General features: G+C 59.8%; 13 protein-coding genes and 1 pseudogene. 8 read left to right on the top strand and 6 right to left on the bottom strand.

Annotated features, from left to right (window positions below; genetic code table 11):
* Positions 1–21: 21 nt before the first annotated feature.
* Both Q0288_RS02925 and Q0288_RS02920 read left to right on the top strand, forming a co-directional pair.
* Positions 22–1,071, top strand: a complete 1,050-nt coding sequence (locus tag Q0288_RS02925) for an Mrp/NBP35 family ATP-binding protein (RefSeq protein ID WP_299426925.1) — start codon at positions 22–24, stop codon at positions 1,069–1,071.
* Between the two features lie 7 nt (positions 1,072–1,078).
* Complete coding sequence (locus tag Q0288_RS02920; protein ID WP_299426922.1) at positions 1,079–1,699, top strand: ArsR family transcriptional regulator; 621 nt, start codon at positions 1,079–1,081, stop codon at positions 1,697–1,699.
* A 541-nt stretch (positions 1,700–2,240) separates the two neighbouring features.
* On the opposite strand, the gene Q0288_RS02915 is transcribed toward Q0288_RS02920, so the two are convergent.
* Together Q0288_RS02915 and Q0288_RS02910 are read right to left on the bottom strand one after the other, a co-directional pair.
* Positions 2,241–3,005: a sulfite exporter TauE/SafE family protein gene (locus Q0288_RS02915; protein WP_299426919.1), complete on the bottom strand. Its 765-nt coding sequence runs from the start codon at positions 3,003–3,005 to the stop codon at positions 2,241–2,243.
* Between the two features lie 43 nt (positions 3,006–3,048).
* Positions 3,049–4,086, bottom strand: coding sequence for a membrane dipeptidase (locus tag Q0288_RS02910; RefSeq protein WP_299426916.1), 1,038 nt, complete (start codon positions 4,084–4,086; stop codon positions 3,049–3,051).
* Positions 4,087–4,274: 188 nt separating this feature from the next.
* Between Q0288_RS02910 and Q0288_RS02905 the strand changes: the two genes are divergently transcribed.
* From Q0288_RS02905 to Q0288_RS02885, 5 genes are all read left to right on the top strand, one after another.
* Positions 4,275–5,582, top strand: a complete 1,308-nt coding sequence (locus Q0288_RS02905) for a deoxyribodipyrimidine photo-lyase (protein WP_299426913.1) — start codon at positions 4,275–4,277, stop codon at positions 5,580–5,582.
* A 340-nt stretch (positions 5,583–5,922) separates the two neighbouring features.
* Positions 5,923–6,582 carry a DUF4397 domain-containing protein gene (locus Q0288_RS02900; protein ID WP_299426910.1) on the top strand — a complete coding sequence of 220 codons (660 nt, stop codon included), beginning with the start codon at positions 5,923–5,925 and terminating at the stop codon, positions 6,580–6,582.
* 257 nt (positions 6,583–6,839) lie between these two features.
* A complete protein-coding gene (locus Q0288_RS02895; RefSeq protein ID WP_299426907.1) occupies positions 6,840–7,490 on the top strand; it encodes a DUF4397 domain-containing protein in 651 nt (216 codons plus the stop codon).
* A gap of 707 nt (positions 7,491–8,197) precedes the next feature.
* Positions 8,198–10,684, top strand: a complete 2,487-nt coding sequence (locus Q0288_RS02890) for an EAL domain-containing protein (protein ID WP_299426904.1) — start codon at positions 8,198–8,200, stop codon at positions 10,682–10,684.
* A gap of 90 nt (positions 10,685–10,774) precedes the next feature.
* On the top strand, positions 10,775–11,314 hold the full coding sequence (locus tag Q0288_RS02885; RefSeq protein ID WP_299426901.1) for a YceI family protein: 540 nt from the start codon (positions 10,775–10,777) through the stop codon (positions 11,312–11,314).
* A 293-nt stretch (positions 11,315–11,607) separates the two neighbouring features.
* Here Q0288_RS02885 and Q0288_RS02880 read toward each other — a convergent pair whose 3' ends face one another.
* Both Q0288_RS02880 and Q0288_RS02875 read right to left on the bottom strand, forming a co-directional pair.
* On the bottom strand, positions 11,608–12,885 hold the full coding sequence (locus tag Q0288_RS02880; protein ID WP_299426898.1) for a Glu/Leu/Phe/Val dehydrogenase: 1,278 nt from the start codon (positions 12,883–12,885) through the stop codon (positions 11,608–11,610).
* A gap of 161 nt (positions 12,886–13,046) precedes the next feature.
* Entirely contained in the window at positions 13,047–14,321 is a 1,275-nt protein-coding gene (locus Q0288_RS02875) for a Glu/Leu/Phe/Val dehydrogenase (protein ID WP_299426895.1), read from the bottom strand.
* 356 nt (positions 14,322–14,677) lie between these two features.
* On the opposite strand from Q0288_RS02875, the gene Q0288_RS02870 reads away from it, so the two are divergent.
* Positions 14,678–15,049 (top strand): hotdog domain-containing protein, encoded by a 372-nt coding sequence (locus Q0288_RS02870; protein ID WP_299426892.1) that lies wholly within the window; start codon positions 14,678–14,680, stop codon positions 15,047–15,049.
* On the opposite strand, the gene Q0288_RS02865 is transcribed toward Q0288_RS02870, so the two are convergent.
* A complete protein-coding gene (locus Q0288_RS02865; RefSeq protein ID WP_299426889.1) occupies positions 15,038–15,700 on the bottom strand; it encodes a haloacid dehalogenase type II in 663 nt (220 codons plus the stop codon). The two genes, Q0288_RS02870 and Q0288_RS02865, sit on opposite strands and share 12 nt — an antisense overlap.
* An 84-nt stretch (positions 15,701–15,784) precedes the next feature.
* Positions 15,785–15,965 (bottom strand): annotated as a pseudogene (locus Q0288_RS02860) (polyprenyl synthetase family protein); the annotation flags it as partial.

The following is a 15,965-nucleotide window of genomic DNA, read 5'->3' as shown; positions in this document are numbered from 1 at the left end:
CAGGCATAATCTGAATACGAGATGAGCGCGCTCACCGAAGCTCTGGTACTGGAAGCTTTGAAAACTGTCAACGACCCGGAGCTACACAAGGATTTGGTGTCGCTGGGGATGGTTGAGAAAATTGTGGTAGATGGGGCCAAGGTCGCAGTCAAGATCAACCTCACCACCCCGGCTTGCCCACTCAAGGGGCAGATCGAGGGGGAGGTGCGATCCGCGATTAGCAAGATCGGCGCCACCGAGACCGAAGTGCATTTTGGTGCACAGGTGCGTGCACCGCAGAACCTGCCCTTGCCTGGGATTAAGCACATTGTGGCTATAGCGTCGGGCAAAGGGGGGGTGGGGAAGAGCACGGCTGCGGCCAACCTGGCGATAGCGCTGGCCCAGGATGGGGCCAGTGTAGGTTTGCTGGATGCCGATATCTATGGCCCCAGCCAGGCCCATATGTTTGGCACCCAGGGCAGCAAGCTAATGGTGGATGAGCAGAAGCGGATGGTTCCCTTAGAGCGCCACGGTATCAAACTCATCAGCATTGCCAATATCGTCCCAGCGGGCCAGGCGATGGTCTGGCGCGGCCCCATTTTGCATGGCACCATCAAGCAATTCCTGCAAGAGGCGGCCTGGGGCGCTCTCGATTACCTGATCATTGACCTGCCCCCTGGCACCGGGGATGTGCAACTCTCCTTGTCTCAGCTTACCCGGCTTTCGGGTGGGCTGATTGTGACCACCCCGCAGGACGTGGCCCGGATTGATGCCGAGCGGGCGGTGGACATGTTCAAACGGGTGCAGGTGAACATACTGGGCGTGATCGAAAACATGTCCTATTTTGAGCTGGGCGGCCAGAAGACCTACATCTTTGGGCAGGGGGGAGGCCGCAAGATGGCCGAGCACTACCAGACCACTTTCCTTGGCGAGATTCCCATTGCGCTTTCGGTGCGCGAGGGTGGGGATAGCGGGGTGCCGGTGGTGGTGGGTGCCCCACAGTCGTCCGAAGCCGAAGCCTTCCGTCAGGTTGCGCGTAAGCTGGCCGGTCAGTTGTCGGTGCAGTCCTACATGCTGCTGCCGATGGCGTAGGGGTGTTATGGCTTTGGGAATGGGTGAAACCAAGCTGCGCATCCTCGAGACCCTGCGTTCCAGGTCGAGTTGTGCGGGCTCGCTTGCGGAGTCGCTGGGCATCTCCAAGGTAGCGGTGCACCGCCACCTCGAAGACCTCGAGCGCGAGGGTTTAGTGCGGGCTCGCCTCGAGAAAAACGAGGGCCGGGGCCGCCCCAAACAGGTCTATCAAGCCGTGGACGAGCAAGCGCCTTATGCCCGCATGTGCGCCGATGTGCTCACCCACCTCAAGGAGCTATTTGGCGCAGGCCTGGTGCTGGAAGTACTGACCCGGCGCAACAACAAATTGCTCGAGGAACTCGCCCCACATATGGAGGGCCTCACCCTCGAACAAAAGATTTATCGCCTGACCGAGTTCCTGACCGAGCAGGGCTACCAGGCCAGCTTCTACTTTGAAAATGGAGCCGTGTATCTCGAGCAAGGGCGCTGCCCCAAACTTGCGCTCTCGATGGAACACAACGAGTTTTGCCACACCGAGCTCGAGATGTACAAAAAACTTTTGGGCGTTCCGGTTGTCCGTGAGGAGCGCATCGCTGCCGGAGGCAATTGTTGCCGTTACCGTATGGATGTAACGGGTACACAAAGCTAGTGGTACGGCAACTTGATTTTTGTCCGATTCACGCCTTTTGAGAAGGCCGCAGGTCGCATGTCGGAGCGAAGATTTCTGGCTTTCAAATTTTTGCCTTTGACCGTTGGCTTTCGCATGTGCCTCGGGTCGTGAGTTTGACGCAAATCTTGTTACCAGATCACTCAACGGCCACAATCACGAAATCCTCAACAACTTCGCTGGCCGATTTAAGCTAGACCAATCTGGTTGAGCAAACTTGATCACTGGGTAGGATGCGCAGACGCACCTCGAGGTGAGGTTCGTAATGCACGGGTGTTTTATCGCACACTTCAGAATCGCTATTCGGAAGTGCGGACAAACCAGCGTGAGGCGGGTAGGCAACCGACAGCCATGCCGCTTGGGCCAGGCGCACATCACAAAAGTGGAACTGGGCTCTCGAGCAGGTACACCATCGCCGCAGGGTCATTCTGTCGAAGAATCCGATGCGCCCGCGTCCCCCCGTGCAGCACAGCACATCAGACCCTTCACTTCGTTCGGGGTGACAGCGTGTATTTTTCTAAATTTATGAGAGGGGTTTGGCTTGGGGTTTAGCTCCGACATAGCGTGTTGAGGTCCAGATCAACACCACCGCAAACACCATCCGCAGCCAGAATTCCGGCAGTTGATTGGCGACCAAACCTCCCGCAAAAGCCCCTAGCAGGATGCCTGCCACCAGGCCCGGCACATACTCTTGTGCCAGAGTGCCATGTCGGTAGTGTGTATAAGACCCCACCAGCGCCGAGGGAATCATGGCCAGCAAGGAGGTGCCCTGGGCGGTGTGTTGTTCCAGCCCAACCAGCAGTACCATAATCGGCACGGTGATGGTTCCACCTCCCACGCCCAGCAGGCCCGAGGCAAAGCCTGCCACCGCGCCCGTGAGGAGCAAAGTTAAAACCCGTATCCAGCCTTCTAAGGGCTCCTGCACGTGAGGAATATAGGGTTTGAGCAAGAGCGAAAGGGCTACCAATGCCAGGTACCAGCCAAACACCCGCTTGAGCTTCCACTCGGGCAACCGATGGGCGAATCTGGCGCCAACGTTGGCGGTAAACATGGCGGTGGGGATAATCAGTATGGCCGCCACCCAGTCCACCGTGCCTTGTGTGGCATAGATCAAAGCCCCGGCCAATCCGGTAAAAACCACCATCACCAAACTGGTTGCCACAGCTTTGTGCTGGGTAAGTTTCAGAAAAGCCGTCATGAGGGGCATTGCCACAATGCCTCCGCCCAGGCCCACCAGGCCCCCAAAGCCTCCGGCGACCAGGCCGATCCACACGCTGGAAGGATTCACAGCCCCGTTATACCATGATAGGCCAAATTTTAGATTCAAAAAATCAAGGCAGCGCAGCCTGCAACCAGCGCAGCCAGTTATCGCCCAACACATCGCTCTGGAAGGGCTTGGGAACCAGATGGGCGATTTTTTGCAGGTCGCCCGGCTGGTTCAGACCCCGGGGGTTTTCGTGCATCCCAAAGCCGCCATCGAAATCGGAACCGATGCCTATCTTGTCCCAGCCAATCAGGCTGGCGGTGTGCGCCATATGCTGGCCTACCACTTCCAGGTTCACCCGCTCCATACCACGTTTCCAGGTGTGCTCCAGGAAGAATCCAAACAACACGGTGCCGATGACCCCGCCCCGCTGGCCGATGGCCAGGATCATGGCATCGCTCAGATGGCGGTTGGAGAACTCGAGCCCCTCACCCCCCAGCAGGGCGCGGGGGTTGCAGTGGGTTCCACAGACTGCACCATCAAAGATTTCCAGTGCTTGCCAGAAGGCCTGCTCGTCCATGTGGGCAAAGTCCAGGGCCAGTTGGTGCTGGCGCATGGCCAGCATCAACTCAATGCCCGGTTCGCTCAGGCCACCCGGCTCGCGGGTTCCGCCGCAGTAGCGGGTGCGGTTCCAGGCCGGCCCGATCAGCCGCACGCCCTGGCCCTGCCAGAACGCAACTTCAGCGGGCTCACGGATGCATTCGGCGCCCTCAATCAGGATCACCAGGGCGGTTATCCTGTCCTCCGGCCACCGGGCCAGATGCATTTGCAAGCTGGCCTTATCGCGCAGGATGCGTACCAGGCCCTTCTCTTCCCAGCGGAGATAGACCTCGAGCTGCTTGAGGGCCTGGGTGTGTGCACTCGCGGGGTCGGTGTACTTGCGCGGGTCTGTCCAGAGGGTCGCAAAACAGACGCCAATTTTACCCTCTCGCAGGGCAGGCAAGGTCACTACAGGCACATCAGTATGTGAGTCACGTTTACGTAACTCCATAAGCGGCAAGGTTAAATCGCGCCCCAGGTCTACTGCGTTGTGGGCCAGGTCGAGATGGGCGTCTACGATCATGCCGTCAATACTAACGCGAACCGGGCCCTCTTTGGCTTGCACACCATCACGGCTTGGCTCGGGAAGACACTCCCCTGCGCACGCGAGGAGCCTCAATCAGCAGTAGCCTCAGCTATGCGACCCCACCCGTGCAACGAGACGAGAGGCTCAGGGCGGTATGCCCAGGCCGGGTTGGAGGTTTGTAGGACACACCCGTGCGATTCGAAGCCTTTGCCCTTAAAACAGAGTTTATGAACCTTGTCTGGCATCGCGCAGATCTTCGTCTGCACGATAATCCTGCTCTGGATGCGGCCCTGCGATCAGGCCCCACCCTGGGCCTGGTGATCCTCGACCCCCGTATTCTGCAAAACACCACCCCCCGGCGGCGGGCCTGGTTCTACCAGAACACCGCTGCCCTGCGCGAGGCCTATGCCCGCCGGGAGGGAACCTTGCTGGTTCGCACCGGTCTGCCCTGGGAAGTGCTGCCCAGAGCGGTGTCCGAACTGGACATCCAGAACGTCTTTGCCGGGTCCAACTTCACCCCCTATGCCCGGTTCCGTGACGAGAAGGTAGAAGATGCCCTGAGCGGTCGAATGGTCTGGCTGGACGGACAGTATATCCACAAACCCGGCGCCATTGTTAAGGCCAACGGGGAGCCTTACACAGTGTTCACACCCTTTTCCAAACGCTGGTGGGCAGCCAGCGAACCTTCCTTGCTCGAGGCTCCGGCCCACTTCCCTCCAGATAGTCTTCCACCACACTACGATCCCGGCACCATTCCACAGGAAGCCTCGGATGTGCCGTTACCGCCGGTGGGAGAGGAAGCCGCTCTCTGTGCGCTCGAGGGTTTTCTGCGCGACAAACTGCCCGTTTACCATCAGACCCGCGACGGGCTGGCGGGTGAAGGGGCCTCGCGCCTTTCCTACTACTTCACCCTCGGGGTCTTGTCGCCCAGGCTGGCAGCCCGCAAAGCCAGGCAACAAGGGGGCGAGGGGGCTCGCAAATGGGTGAGCGAGTTGTGCTGGCGCGATTTTAGTGCTGACCTGCTATACCATCGCCCGCAGATAATGACCTCGGCTTTCGACCCCCGCTGGAACGACCTGCCCTGGAGCGACAATCGCGAGTTATTGGATGCCTGGCTACTCGGCCAGACCGGCATACCAGTGGTGGATGCGGGTATGCGCGAGCTACAGGCTACTGGCTTTCTAGCCAACCGGGGGCGGATGGGGGTGGCGCAGTTTGCGGTCAAGCTGGCTCTGCTGCCCTGGCAGAAATGCGAACGGGCTTTACGCGATCTTCTACTCGACGGCGACAACGCCTCCAACCTGGCAGGCTGGCAGTGGGCCGGAGGCCTGGGGGTGGATGCAGCCCCTTATTTCCGGGTTTTTAATCTAATCACCCAGGCTGAAACCCACGACCCCAATGGCGAGTGGCTAACGCGATGGGTCCCCGAGTCCAATGGAGGCGCCCAGCCCTACAAACCCCCGGTGCTGGATCTGGAGTCTGCCCGCAAACGCTACCTCGCGGCTGCTGAGAAAATTGCCCGAAAGTCTGGTTAGTAGCCTCTGGATTAAGGCTGGCCTGGACATCCAGCACATGGCGGGTAGTCCAGGTTTCTGGCGGTGCCCCCGATGCCCAAGGGTTCAGGCTTATCTATCGCAATGTAAGGCTGGCTCTGGCTTTCTTCGACCTGTCCCAGGTTCTACAAATCTAAACGTAAATTATACAAATATTGTACTCACCTTCTACAAGTAGGCTATGCGTGCACAAGGGTAGGTGGATGTGCAGTGGGTTGAATCCAGCGTGTGACCAAACTGTCCAACTCGAGACCAGCACACCGCTGCGACAACGCCAACCTACCTTCAGGGCCATAAGCCCTGGCAGCAACGGAGGCAAACGATGAAGAAGCTACTGGCTCTACTGGTTGTACTGGCTTTCGGCGCGGGCTTCGCGCAAAGCAACAACGCGATGGTGCGTGTGGCGCACCTCTCTCCCGACGCACCCGCCGTGGATGTCTGGGTGAATGGCGCTCGAGCCCTGCAAAACGTGCCCTTCAAAACCGTCAGCAACTACCTCTCGCTGCCTGCCGGAGAAATCACGGTGTGGGTAGTGCCTGCGGGCGCCACCACCCCTCGAGTGATTGATGCCAGAGCGACAATGGTCGCTGGCAGGATGTACACCATTGCGGCTACCGGCCTGCTCAACGCAAGCGGCAACCAACCCAGGCTGGGCCCCACTATCATTGAGGATATGCTCCCCACTCTGGCTGCGGGTCAGGCCGGTATCCGTGTCGTGCACACCTCGCCGACCGCCCCCGCTGTGGATGTGGCAATTCGTGGCGGTGCAGTGGTGGTGCCCAACCTGGTCTTCCCCAGGGCTTCGGGCTATCTGACGGTGCCTGCTGCCACGTACAACTTTGACGTGCGCGTTGCTGGAACCACCACCGTGGCCCTTCCGCTCAACAATGTGGTCTTGGAGGCTGGCAAGGTATACACCGTTTTCGCCGTTGGTGGCACCACTGCCCAACCGCTCAGCGTCGTGGTAGCGGTTGACAGGTAAGCTCCATCCAGTCCCGAGAAGACGTCGTAAGGGGTGGCCCTCGCAAGAGGATCACCCTGTATGTTTTGTTTTGAGCCGTTCCGCAGAATCACTTTTTTCCCAAACCAAAAAACCTTCTGCTTCGATTTTTATCTGAATGGTGAACGAGCCGAGGGGTCTTGTTTGCCGCTTTGCAGTTCATCACAGTATGATGACGGTGCAGCAGTACAAAGCTGAAGGCGGATATCGGCTTTGGACGATACGAAAGGAGCGTTGATGTGAAAAAGTGGCTCGTTTTGGTGGCGCTGGCAGGGGCGGGGTTTTCCCTGGCCCAGGGCAACACCGCTTTGGTCCGTTTTGCGCATCTGGTTCCCGATGCACCAGCCGTTGACATCCTCTCAGGGGGAAACAAGGTTTTCGAGGCCCAGGGCTTCAAAGATGTGACCTACTACGCCGAAGTGCCCGCGGGCAGCCTGACCCTAACCCTGCAAACCACGGGGCAAACCCCGGCCAAGGTAGCCGACGTAACCATCCGTGTACAGGCTGGTAAGCACTACACGGTCATGGCTTTGGGTGCAGCCGCTACCCTCAAGACCCGATTGGTAGAAGACCGCCTCGCCCCCGCCGAAGGCATGGCCAGGGTTCGTATCGTCCACGCCTCGCCGGATGCCCCTGCGGTGGATGTGGCCCTCAAGGGTGGGCCGGTACTGTTCCGCAATCTGGCCTTTAACCAGCTCTCGGGCTATGGTGTTGTGCCAGAGGCGGTCTACAACCTCGAGGTGCGCCCCACTGGCACTACCAGCGTAGCGCTCCGGCTGGACGGGGTGGCTTTTGAGGCGGGCAAGGTTTACAGCGTGTTTGCGGTGGGCTTGCTGGCCAACGAGACCCTCGAGGTGGTAGTGGTCGAGGATAGCTTTGGCAGTCCGTAGTCGAAAAGCGACTGGAAGGTGGGCTCGGCCCACCTTTTTGGTATGCCTCGGCCCAGTCTGAAGTTTGCCATGTGCGTACGGGTTGCTTTGGTGGTTACTCTGCCGGGGTTGGGATTTGCCCAAGCCTGTGTATCGGGCAATTGCTGGAGTTGCTACGGCGGCAGGGGCAACGCTTGATAGAAGCTACATCCTGGCTTACCCAGCCCAAGGCTCACCAACGGGAACCATCGTGCTGGGGTCGGATTTCTGGATGGGCTCACCAACTTTGAGGCCCTGGTGCTGGGGGTTCTGGGCCTGGGATCGAGTACTTCTACCGCTTCATACGTATGCCCAGGGTGAAGTCTGAATGATAACCGGCTCAACTATGAATAAATCCAACGTTACTTGTAAATACCTGGGTGCCAACCATGCCAGGCCAATACCTGTGTGGGTGGAGCTTTGGTACGTGACGCAATAGCCGGTTCTGGCGTTACTCGAGTACGGGATGTAAATAACGTCCCGGTGGATATTTTTCTCGAGTAGACTCTCAAAATACTGCTCGACAAGAGCGGTAGAATAGCAGCAAGAAGTTCACGGGTAAGAGACCCAGACTGCTATCCGGGCTCCCCACAAGCCGTTCTGACCGGGTAATCTTCCTGCCAATGGCAACAGTGAGGTCTGAGTAACTTGATGTTTATATCTGGGAGGATCAATTTTTGCTATCGCAGATGACCGCCTGGTTGCAACCGCGCTGGCTCGAGCTGGCGGCAGGGCTGGCGATATTCGTGATGTACGGGTTGTTGTTTCCACAACTCTACCCTACTTACGGCAATCATCTGCTGCTGCTGGGGCTGCCGGGGCTGGTGCTCCTGAGCTGGGGTCTGGGTTTGTGGGGAGCCGCGATGGTGGGTCTGCTCAACATTCCGATACAGGCTCTGCTGCTCAACCTTGCGGGAGCAGAGTGGGAGACAGGGCTACGGGAATTTGTTCAGCTCACGGCTGGAACTGGACTGGCATCCAGCCTGGTGGTGGGGCTGTTTCGTTTGCAGTACGATCGCAGATGGATCGCCGAAGTTGCGATGAAGAAAAGCCACGCCCAGACCGAGGGTCGCAACCTCGAGTTGAGCCTCCTCTCGAGGGTGCGCGATGGGCTGGCCCGCGACCTCGACCCCCTGGCCCTGATGCGGGGGGTGGTGGATACCCTGCAAGAACACCCCCGCCTGGACAGTGTGGCGGCCTATCGGCCCGAGGGGGAGCAGCTCCAGCTGGTCTGGTTGGCAGGCAGGCAGACCCTGCCCGACCATTTTGGCCCGACCCACGAAATTGTCTTCCGGGCAGCCCGTTCGGCTGAAACCGTGATTCTGTATAGCACCGAAGAGCGTAGCAAGGCCGGCCTGGTGGGCGAGCACAGCCTGGTTGCGGTGCCGCTGCTGGTAAAGGGCAGCGTAGAGGGGGTGCTGATAGCCAGCTGCAGCACCCCCGACCTCGAGCAGCGCGATGTGGGCTTTCTGGAGGGGGTCGCGGGGCAGCTCAGCCTGGCCATTGACCGGGCCCAGGTCTACGATGCTTTGCGCGAACAGGAAACCATCTACCGTACCCTCCTGGAGACCTTGCCCGACGCAGTAGCGCTCTACGATGGCTCCAGAGTGCTCTACCTCAACCCAGCGGGGCTGCGTGGGCTGGGATACCTGCGGCAAGACGAAGTGGTTGGCCAGCCCCTGACCCGGTTTGTTCACCCGGAGTCGCTGCCACGGGTGGCCGAGCGGATCCAGCGCATTCTGGGCGGGGAGTCCGATAGCGTGGAAGAGATTCGGCTGGTGGCCCGGGATGGGCGCGAACTCGAGGTTGAAGCCCTGGGGGTGCTGGTGCAGATTGCGGGTGCCAAACAGGTTATGATCTCCATCCGTGATGTGGGCGAACGCAAGCGTCAGCAGGCCCGCATCGAGTATCTGGCCTACCACGACCCCCTCACCGACCTCCCCAACCGTCGCAAACTATGGGCTGAGGCAGAGACTGTCTTTGTGGCCGACCGCCGCAAGCGGGAAACCCCGGCCCTGATCTACCTTGACCTGGACAATTTCAAGGTGGTCAACGACACCCTGGGCCATCAGGTGGGCGATGAACTGCTGTGCCAGATTGCTCTGCGCATCAAAGAGGTCTTGCGGGAAGACGACCTGCTGGTTCGCATGGGGGGCGATGAGTTCGCGGTGCTGCTGGCTTCGGCAGATCGCGCTGCGGCTGCTGCCGCTGCCCGCCGGGTGAATGGGGTCTTCGACGCCCCATTTATGCTGGGCGATCACGCCATTCATGCCCAGGCCAGCCTTGGGGTGGCGCTCTACCCCGAACACGGAAAGACCCTCGACGAGCTGGCCCGGGCCGCCGATGTGGCCATGTACCAGGCCAAACATGCCCGCACCGGCATCGCCATCTACGACCCCGCGCAGGACCTCAACTCCCTCGAGCGCCTGAAGACCGTGCAACAACTGCGCAAGACCATCCAGGAGGGCCACTTCCTGATTCAGTACCAGCCCATCCTGAGTATCCAGGATCGTTTTGTGAGCAAGTGGGAGGCCCTGGTGCGCTGGGAGCATCCCACCCGTGGACTCCTGCGTCCCAGCGAGTTCGTGCCTCTGGCCGAAGACGCTGGTCTGATTGGGGAGCTAGATCTGGTGGTGCTCAGACAGGCCGTGCAGGATCAACGGCGGCTGGGGGGTGAACTGACCATCAATTTCTCTGCGGTCACGCTGGCCCATCCCAACTGGGTGCGTGAGGTGGTGCGCTCGCTGGTAGACGAGACCCTGCAACCCAGCATGTTGTGGCTTGAGATCACCGAGTCGGCCCTGTTGCCCGAACGGCAAAAATGGCTGGGTGGGCTGGTTGCGTTGCGCGGGCTGGGTGTGCGGGTAGCCCTCGACGACTTTGGCATGGGCTATTCTTCGCTGGCCCACCTCAAGCAGGTGCCGGTAGACCTGATTAAGATTGACAAGAGTTTTGTACATGAGATCGGCAACAACACGGCCTCCGAAGACATCCTGCGGGCCATGCTGCAACTGGCAAGTGCCTTCGGCCTCAAAACCCTGGCCGAGGGGGTGGAAAACCGGGCGCAGCTGGAATGGTTGGCCCGCCACGGCTGCCACTTTGCCCAGGGCTACTACATCGGGCTGCCCATGTCGCCCGATCAAGCCGTGGAAGAGGCCATGACCAGGGTGTTTTAGGGTTAAAGGCCACCGCAGGAATGCTGAGGGAGTCCTGGCCAAGCCAGTACCGGAAATCAGGTAAAGCTCCGTATGACCGGGAGAGGAACCATGAATCATCGAAAACTGCTCATCCCCCTGCTGCTGTGCTTGCTGCCCGGCCTTTCCCATGCCCAAAGCGGCCAGTATGCCATCGAAGGGCGGGTAACCTATGCGGCCAGCTATAACCTGGGCCGCTGGGAGGGTAGCAATACCAGTGTGCGCGGCGCCGTGCGCTGGAACCCCCAGACCGGCGAGGCCTCGGGCCAGGTATGCGTGGATCTGGGCCGCTTCGATTCCGGTAACATTCTTCGCGATGCCGATGCTCGAGGGGTCTTCGATAGCAACCGTTTTCCCCAGAGCTGCCTTGAGGTGGAGCGCCTGACCCAGACCGGCGAGGATGCGGTGTTGGTGGGTTCTCTGGAAATTAGCGGAACCCAACGCCCAATACGGATTGCTGGCCGGCTGACCCGCGAGGGTAACCTACTCCGGTTTCAAGGAAGCTTCATGACCCGTTTTTCGGAGTGGAACCTTCAGCCACCCAGCTTGTTGTTTCTGAGGGTTAACGATCTGGTTGAAGTGCGGCTAGAAGCACGGGCGGTACTGCGCTAGGGGCTCGAGGTTCAGCAGCGCTTGGCTACCCATAGCCCACTCGACCAACGCCCCAGGCAGACGCCAAAAATGCCAGGTTGCCGTTCCCGGCCAGGCCATCATTTCCAGCGGTCACTTGTCCGGGATGGCATTCTTGAGACAGGGGTACACAACTGCTGCAAGCTTATACCGGGTTCCTCCCCCGACCCGACTTCGCGAAGGCGCGACCTCAGGCCATAGGGAGCTGCCGGACTTCGCAATGACAACCACAAGCAGCACAGCCCCGCTCTTGCGGCCTTGCGTTTGTGGCTGTTTTACGGATACAACCCCAGCAAAGACCGCGCTTCCAAAACCCGTGTGGCTGCCACGATGTAGGCTGCGGTGCGTAGCGAGACTTTTTTGTCCTGGGCCACCTGCCAGACGGCCTCGAACGACTGGCGCATGAGACGCTCGAGCTTGGCATTGATTTCGTCTTCGGTCCAGAAAAAGCTGTTGAAATCCTGCACCCACTCAAAATAGCTCACCGTCACCCCGCCCGCGTTGGCAATTACATCGGGAATGACCAGAATTCCCCGCTCACCCAAAATGTCGTCGGCAGCGGGAATGGTGGGGCCGTTGGCTCCCTCAGCGATGATTTTGCACTGTACCTTCCAGGCGTTGGCTTCGGTAATTTGTTTTTCCAGCGCGGCAGGAACCAGGAATTCACAGGGGGTGGTCAGCACCTCGGCGGCTGGAATGGGCTCGGCCCTGGCATAGCCTTTCACCCCACCCATCTGCCTGGCATAGGTGGCTAGATCGTATGGGTCTATGCCTGCGTCGTTGCGAATGGCCCCGGTCACGTCCGAGATGGCGATAATTTTGGCCCCGTGGTCGTGGAAGATGCGGGCTGCTGCATTGCCTACATTGCCGAAACCCTGTATAGCCACCCGGCTACCGGCAATGGACAGGCCTATTTTTTCAGCCGCCACGGCTGCCGTCACGAACACCCCGCGCCCGGTGGCATCCTGCCGTCCCAGCGAACCTCCCACCGCGATGGGTTTGCCGGTGACGACCCCCGGTGCGGTACGCCCCACATTCATGGAGAAGGTATCCATCATCCAGGCCATTTCGCGGGCGCCCGTACCCATGTCGGGGGCCGGTATGTCTTTGTCCGGGCCGATGATGATGCCAATTTCGGAGGTATAGCGACGGGTCAGGCGTTCAACCTCGCCCGGGCTGAGCTTGCGGGGATCTACCCGAATACCCCCTTTGCCACCCCCGTAGGGCAGGCCCACTGCTGCGTTTTTGATGGTCATCCAGGCCGATAGCGCCATGACTTCGGAAAGGGTGACATCCTGGTGGTAGCGAATACCCCCCTTGGCAGGGCCACGGAAGGTATTGTGGTGAACCCGGTAACCCTCGAAGTGGGCCACCGAGCCATCATCCATCTGGATCGGTACATCCACGATCAGAATACGCTTGGGTCGCTTCAGGTCTTCGGCCCAAAAGGCCAGCTTGCCCAGATAAGGGGTGACGCGGTCTACCTGGGCCAGATAGATTTCCCAGGGGCCGATGTTTTCGCTGGAAAGGTAGGAAAGCGGTTCAGATTTCATGCGTCCTCCAGAAAGCGGATAGGTGATGGCTCAGGGCCGATAGCCGGAAATTGCAGGCGTAACCTGTGTGCAGCAGGACAAGATCGAGAGCCCTGGATCAGAAACCCTCGGCGGGAAGCCTTTGGCTAGCAGCAATCGGCTATACGCTATAGACCTGTTGTTCACGGATACACTCCGCGCAGCCGGCTGGCCTCGTTGATGCGCTCCACCGCTAGCGCGTAGGCGCTGGTTCGCAGATCGCCCTGGAGGGGTTTGGCCCGCTCGAGTACCGCCTGCAGACTCTGGTGAATAAATTCGCGCAACTTCTGCTGTACTTCGCCCTCTTCGAAGAAGAGCATCGAGAGGTCTTGTACCCACTCGAGGTAGGAGAGCACCAGCCCTCCACCGCTGGCCAGGATGTCCGGCACGATGTACTTACCCTGGAGCTTTAGCAGGTACTCAGCCTCGGGGGTGATGGCTCCGTTGGCCCCTTCCAGTACCACCTGGGCTGCGACTTGCTGGGCGTTGTGCTCGTTGATCACGCCCTCTACGGCGGCTGGAACCAGGTAAGTTACCTTCAAGGTGAGCAGCTCGTGGTTGGTGAGGTGTTTGCCGCCGGGAAAGCCCTCTAGATGCCTGTGTTCGGCATAGTGCTTCTCGAGGGCTGCCACGTCCAGCCCCTCGGGATTGTACACACCGCCCTGACTGGTCGAGACGGCCACCACCTTGAGCCCTTCCTTGACTGCATATCGGGCCACCGCACTGCCCACCTGCCCAAAACCCTGAATAGCAACGCTGGCCCCCTCTAGCGGCCAGCCATTGGCCTGGGCCAGGTCGGAGAGCATATACACCAGCCCTTGCCCACCGCCTTCGTCCTTGACCGCTACTCCTCCAAGCTGGGTGGGTTTCCCGGTTACGGCGCTGAGGGTGGTCTGGCCACGGGTCATGGCAAAGGTATCTTGAAACCAGGCCATCACGGTTTCGTTGGTGCCTACATCGGGGGCCAGTACATCTTCGTCCGGCCCGATCAGCTCGATGAGTTCGGTCACGTAGCGGCGCGAGACCCGCTCGAGTTCCCGCCTCGAGAGCCGGTCCGGGTCTACCACCACCCCACCCGCCGACCCCCCAAAGGGCAGGCCAAACACCGCCGATTTCAGGGTCATCCAGGCGGCCATGCCGCAGGTCTGGCCCAACCCCACCTCCGGGTGATAGCGTACCCCACCCAGCGCCGGGCCACGGGCGATATTGTGGATCACCCGGTAAGCCGTAAAATTGCGCACACCCCCATCGTCCATCACCACCGGCAGCGAGACCCCCACCGAGCGCTTGGGGTGGGTCAGATACTGGATGGTGGCGGGGTGAATCCTGGCCACCTTAATGGTGGCCTCGAGGCGGCGTAAAAAGCTCTCCCACAAGGATGCGTCCCCTGGGGGAGTATAGGCGTTTCTGAGTGGCATTGAGCAAACCTCCTCTTCACAAGTCTCGGGGCCATTCTGTCATAGCTGGCATGGGCGTTTGACCCTAATTTCGACGTCCATGAGTATACCCGGATGCAAGGGGTGAGTAGGCTCCTTACCGAAGGGGCCGATAGCCAATAGCCAATGGCCTATAGCTACTCATCCCTGACACCCCCGATGGCGTTCCGGCAGGTTTACCAAAGCTCTACCCCTGACTGTTTCCCACTAGAATGTCGCAGGTCTCGGGTCGCAGGTCAGAAGCTATCAGCTATGGACTAATATCTGCTCTATGCGCCCAGTCCCCAGCCTTATTGCCGACCCTCGGCCAGACCAGTTAGGCTGTAGCCGGTGATGGAATGAGCGAAGCCCGCACACTTGAACTGGTCTTTCCCGAACATGTCAACCCTGGCGGCAACGCCTTTGGTGGCTTCGTCATGGGCCTGATGGATAAGGTCGGCTCGTATGCCGCTATCCGGCGCGCCCGCAAACCTTGTGTGACGGTACGGGTGAGTGAGGTGGTGTTTGAAGTGCCCATCAAGATGGGAGACCTGCTGGAAGTGGTGGCCAGAGTAGTGCGGGTGGGCCGTACCTCCCTTACGGTCGAGGTGGAGGTCTACCGCGAAAACCTGCGCGAGTCCAAGGTGCTGGCCACCAAAGGCAACCTGACCTATGTGGCCGTGGACGAACACGGCAGGCCCACGCCGGTGGATGGGGGGTCAGAGCGGTAGGGACTCGAGTTCCTCGAGGCTTTCCAGCGTCCAGTCGGGCTCGGAAGTATGGGTCTCGGGGGCCAGGCTCCATCGGTTGCACCAGGCGACCTTGAAACCAAAGGCCCTGGCCCCCGCTACATCCCAGCCATTTGACGAAACAAAAACAATCTTCTCGGGAACTGCAAAAAAAGCCCGGATGGCCAGGTCGTATACTTTTGGGCTGGGCTTGTAGGTTCTGGTGGATTCGGCGCTCAGAAGGTGTGTGAAGTAGTTTTGCAGGCGGTTGTGTTGCACTACTTTGCCCAACATTTCCTCGCTGCCGTTGGAGAGAATTGCCAGCGGATAGCGGCTCGACAAGCGCGGCAAAACCACCGGTACCTCCGGGTAGGCGGGCAGGGTCAGGAAGCCTTGCATCAGGCGCTCCTGCTGCCCTGCATCGAGAGGCAGTTTCAGGGTGCCAGAAGCATGGTGGAGCGCCAGACGGGTGATGGTCCAGAAGTCCTGGTACTGACCCATCAGCGCTAAAAGCCAGGTGTACTCAAGCTGCTTTCTGCGCCACAGCTCCGAGAGCGTCGCACCCCGACTCGGGAAGAGATCCTCGCAAACCTGGCTTAAACCCTGCACATCGAACAAGGTTCCATAGGCATCGAAAACCACTGCTTTGGGCATACTTTAGGGTAACAAAAAAACGCCATCAACCTGCGATATTTGCAGGAAGATACGAGGGTATCTAGCCGGACTGAAGGCAGGTGCTCACTTTACCCGCACCAGCTCGCGTCTGGCCAGGGCTTCCAGCTCATCACGGTCAGCGGAGGGGGGCAGCGCCCGGAGGGCTGAGATGGCCTGCTCCACCCGCGCACCGATGGCCTCGGCGACCTCGAGGTCGGCTCCAGAAAGCACTGCCAGTTCTTGCAACCGGGCTGTATCACCGGCC

Origin of the sequence: uncultured Meiothermus sp., from assembly GCF_937863175.1 — a bacterium.
GTDB lineage: Bacteria > Deinococcota > Deinococci > Deinococcales > Thermaceae > Meiothermus.
The sequence above is the reverse complement of the archived record's forward strand: the minus strand, read 5'-3'. Positions and strand labels throughout refer to the sequence as shown.

What these genes read in the sequence shown, in the direction of transcription:
- Q0288_RS02870 (WP_299426892.1), top strand. Translation starts at nt 14,678, where the DNA reads ATGAGCGAAGCCCGCACACTTGAACTGGTCTTTCCCGAACATGTCAAC.
- Q0288_RS02885 (WP_299426901.1), top strand. Translation starts at nt 10,775, where the DNA reads ATGAATCATCGAAAACTGCTCATCCCCCTGCTGCTGTGCTTGCTGCCC.
- Q0288_RS02920 (WP_299426922.1), top strand. Translation starts at nt 1,079, where the DNA reads ATGGCTTTGGGAATGGGTGAAACCAAGCTGCGCATCCTCGAGACCCTG.
- Q0288_RS02905 (WP_299426913.1), top strand. Translation starts at nt 4,275, where the DNA reads ATGAACCTTGTCTGGCATCGCGCAGATCTTCGTCTGCACGATAATCCT.
- Q0288_RS02880 (WP_299426898.1), bottom strand. Translation starts at nt 12,885, where the DNA reads ATGAAATCTGAACCGCTTTCCTACCTTTCCAGCGAAAACATCGGCCCC.
- Q0288_RS02890 (WP_299426904.1), top strand. Translation starts at nt 8,198, where the DNA reads ATGACCGCCTGGTTGCAACCGCGCTGGCTCGAGCTGGCGGCAGGGCTG.
- Q0288_RS02925 (WP_299426925.1), top strand. Translation starts at nt 22, where the DNA reads ATGAGCGCGCTCACCGAAGCTCTGGTACTGGAAGCTTTGAAAACTGTC.
- Q0288_RS02875 (WP_299426895.1), bottom strand. Translation starts at nt 14,321, where the DNA reads ATGCCACTCAGAAACGCCTATACTCCCCCAGGGGACGCATCCTTGTGG.
- Q0288_RS02865 (WP_299426889.1), bottom strand. Translation starts at nt 15,700, where the DNA reads ATGCCCAAAGCAGTGGTTTTCGATGCCTATGGAACCTTGTTCGATGTG.
- Q0288_RS02900 (WP_299426910.1), top strand. Translation starts at nt 5,923, where the DNA reads ATGAAGAAGCTACTGGCTCTACTGGTTGTACTGGCTTTCGGCGCGGGC.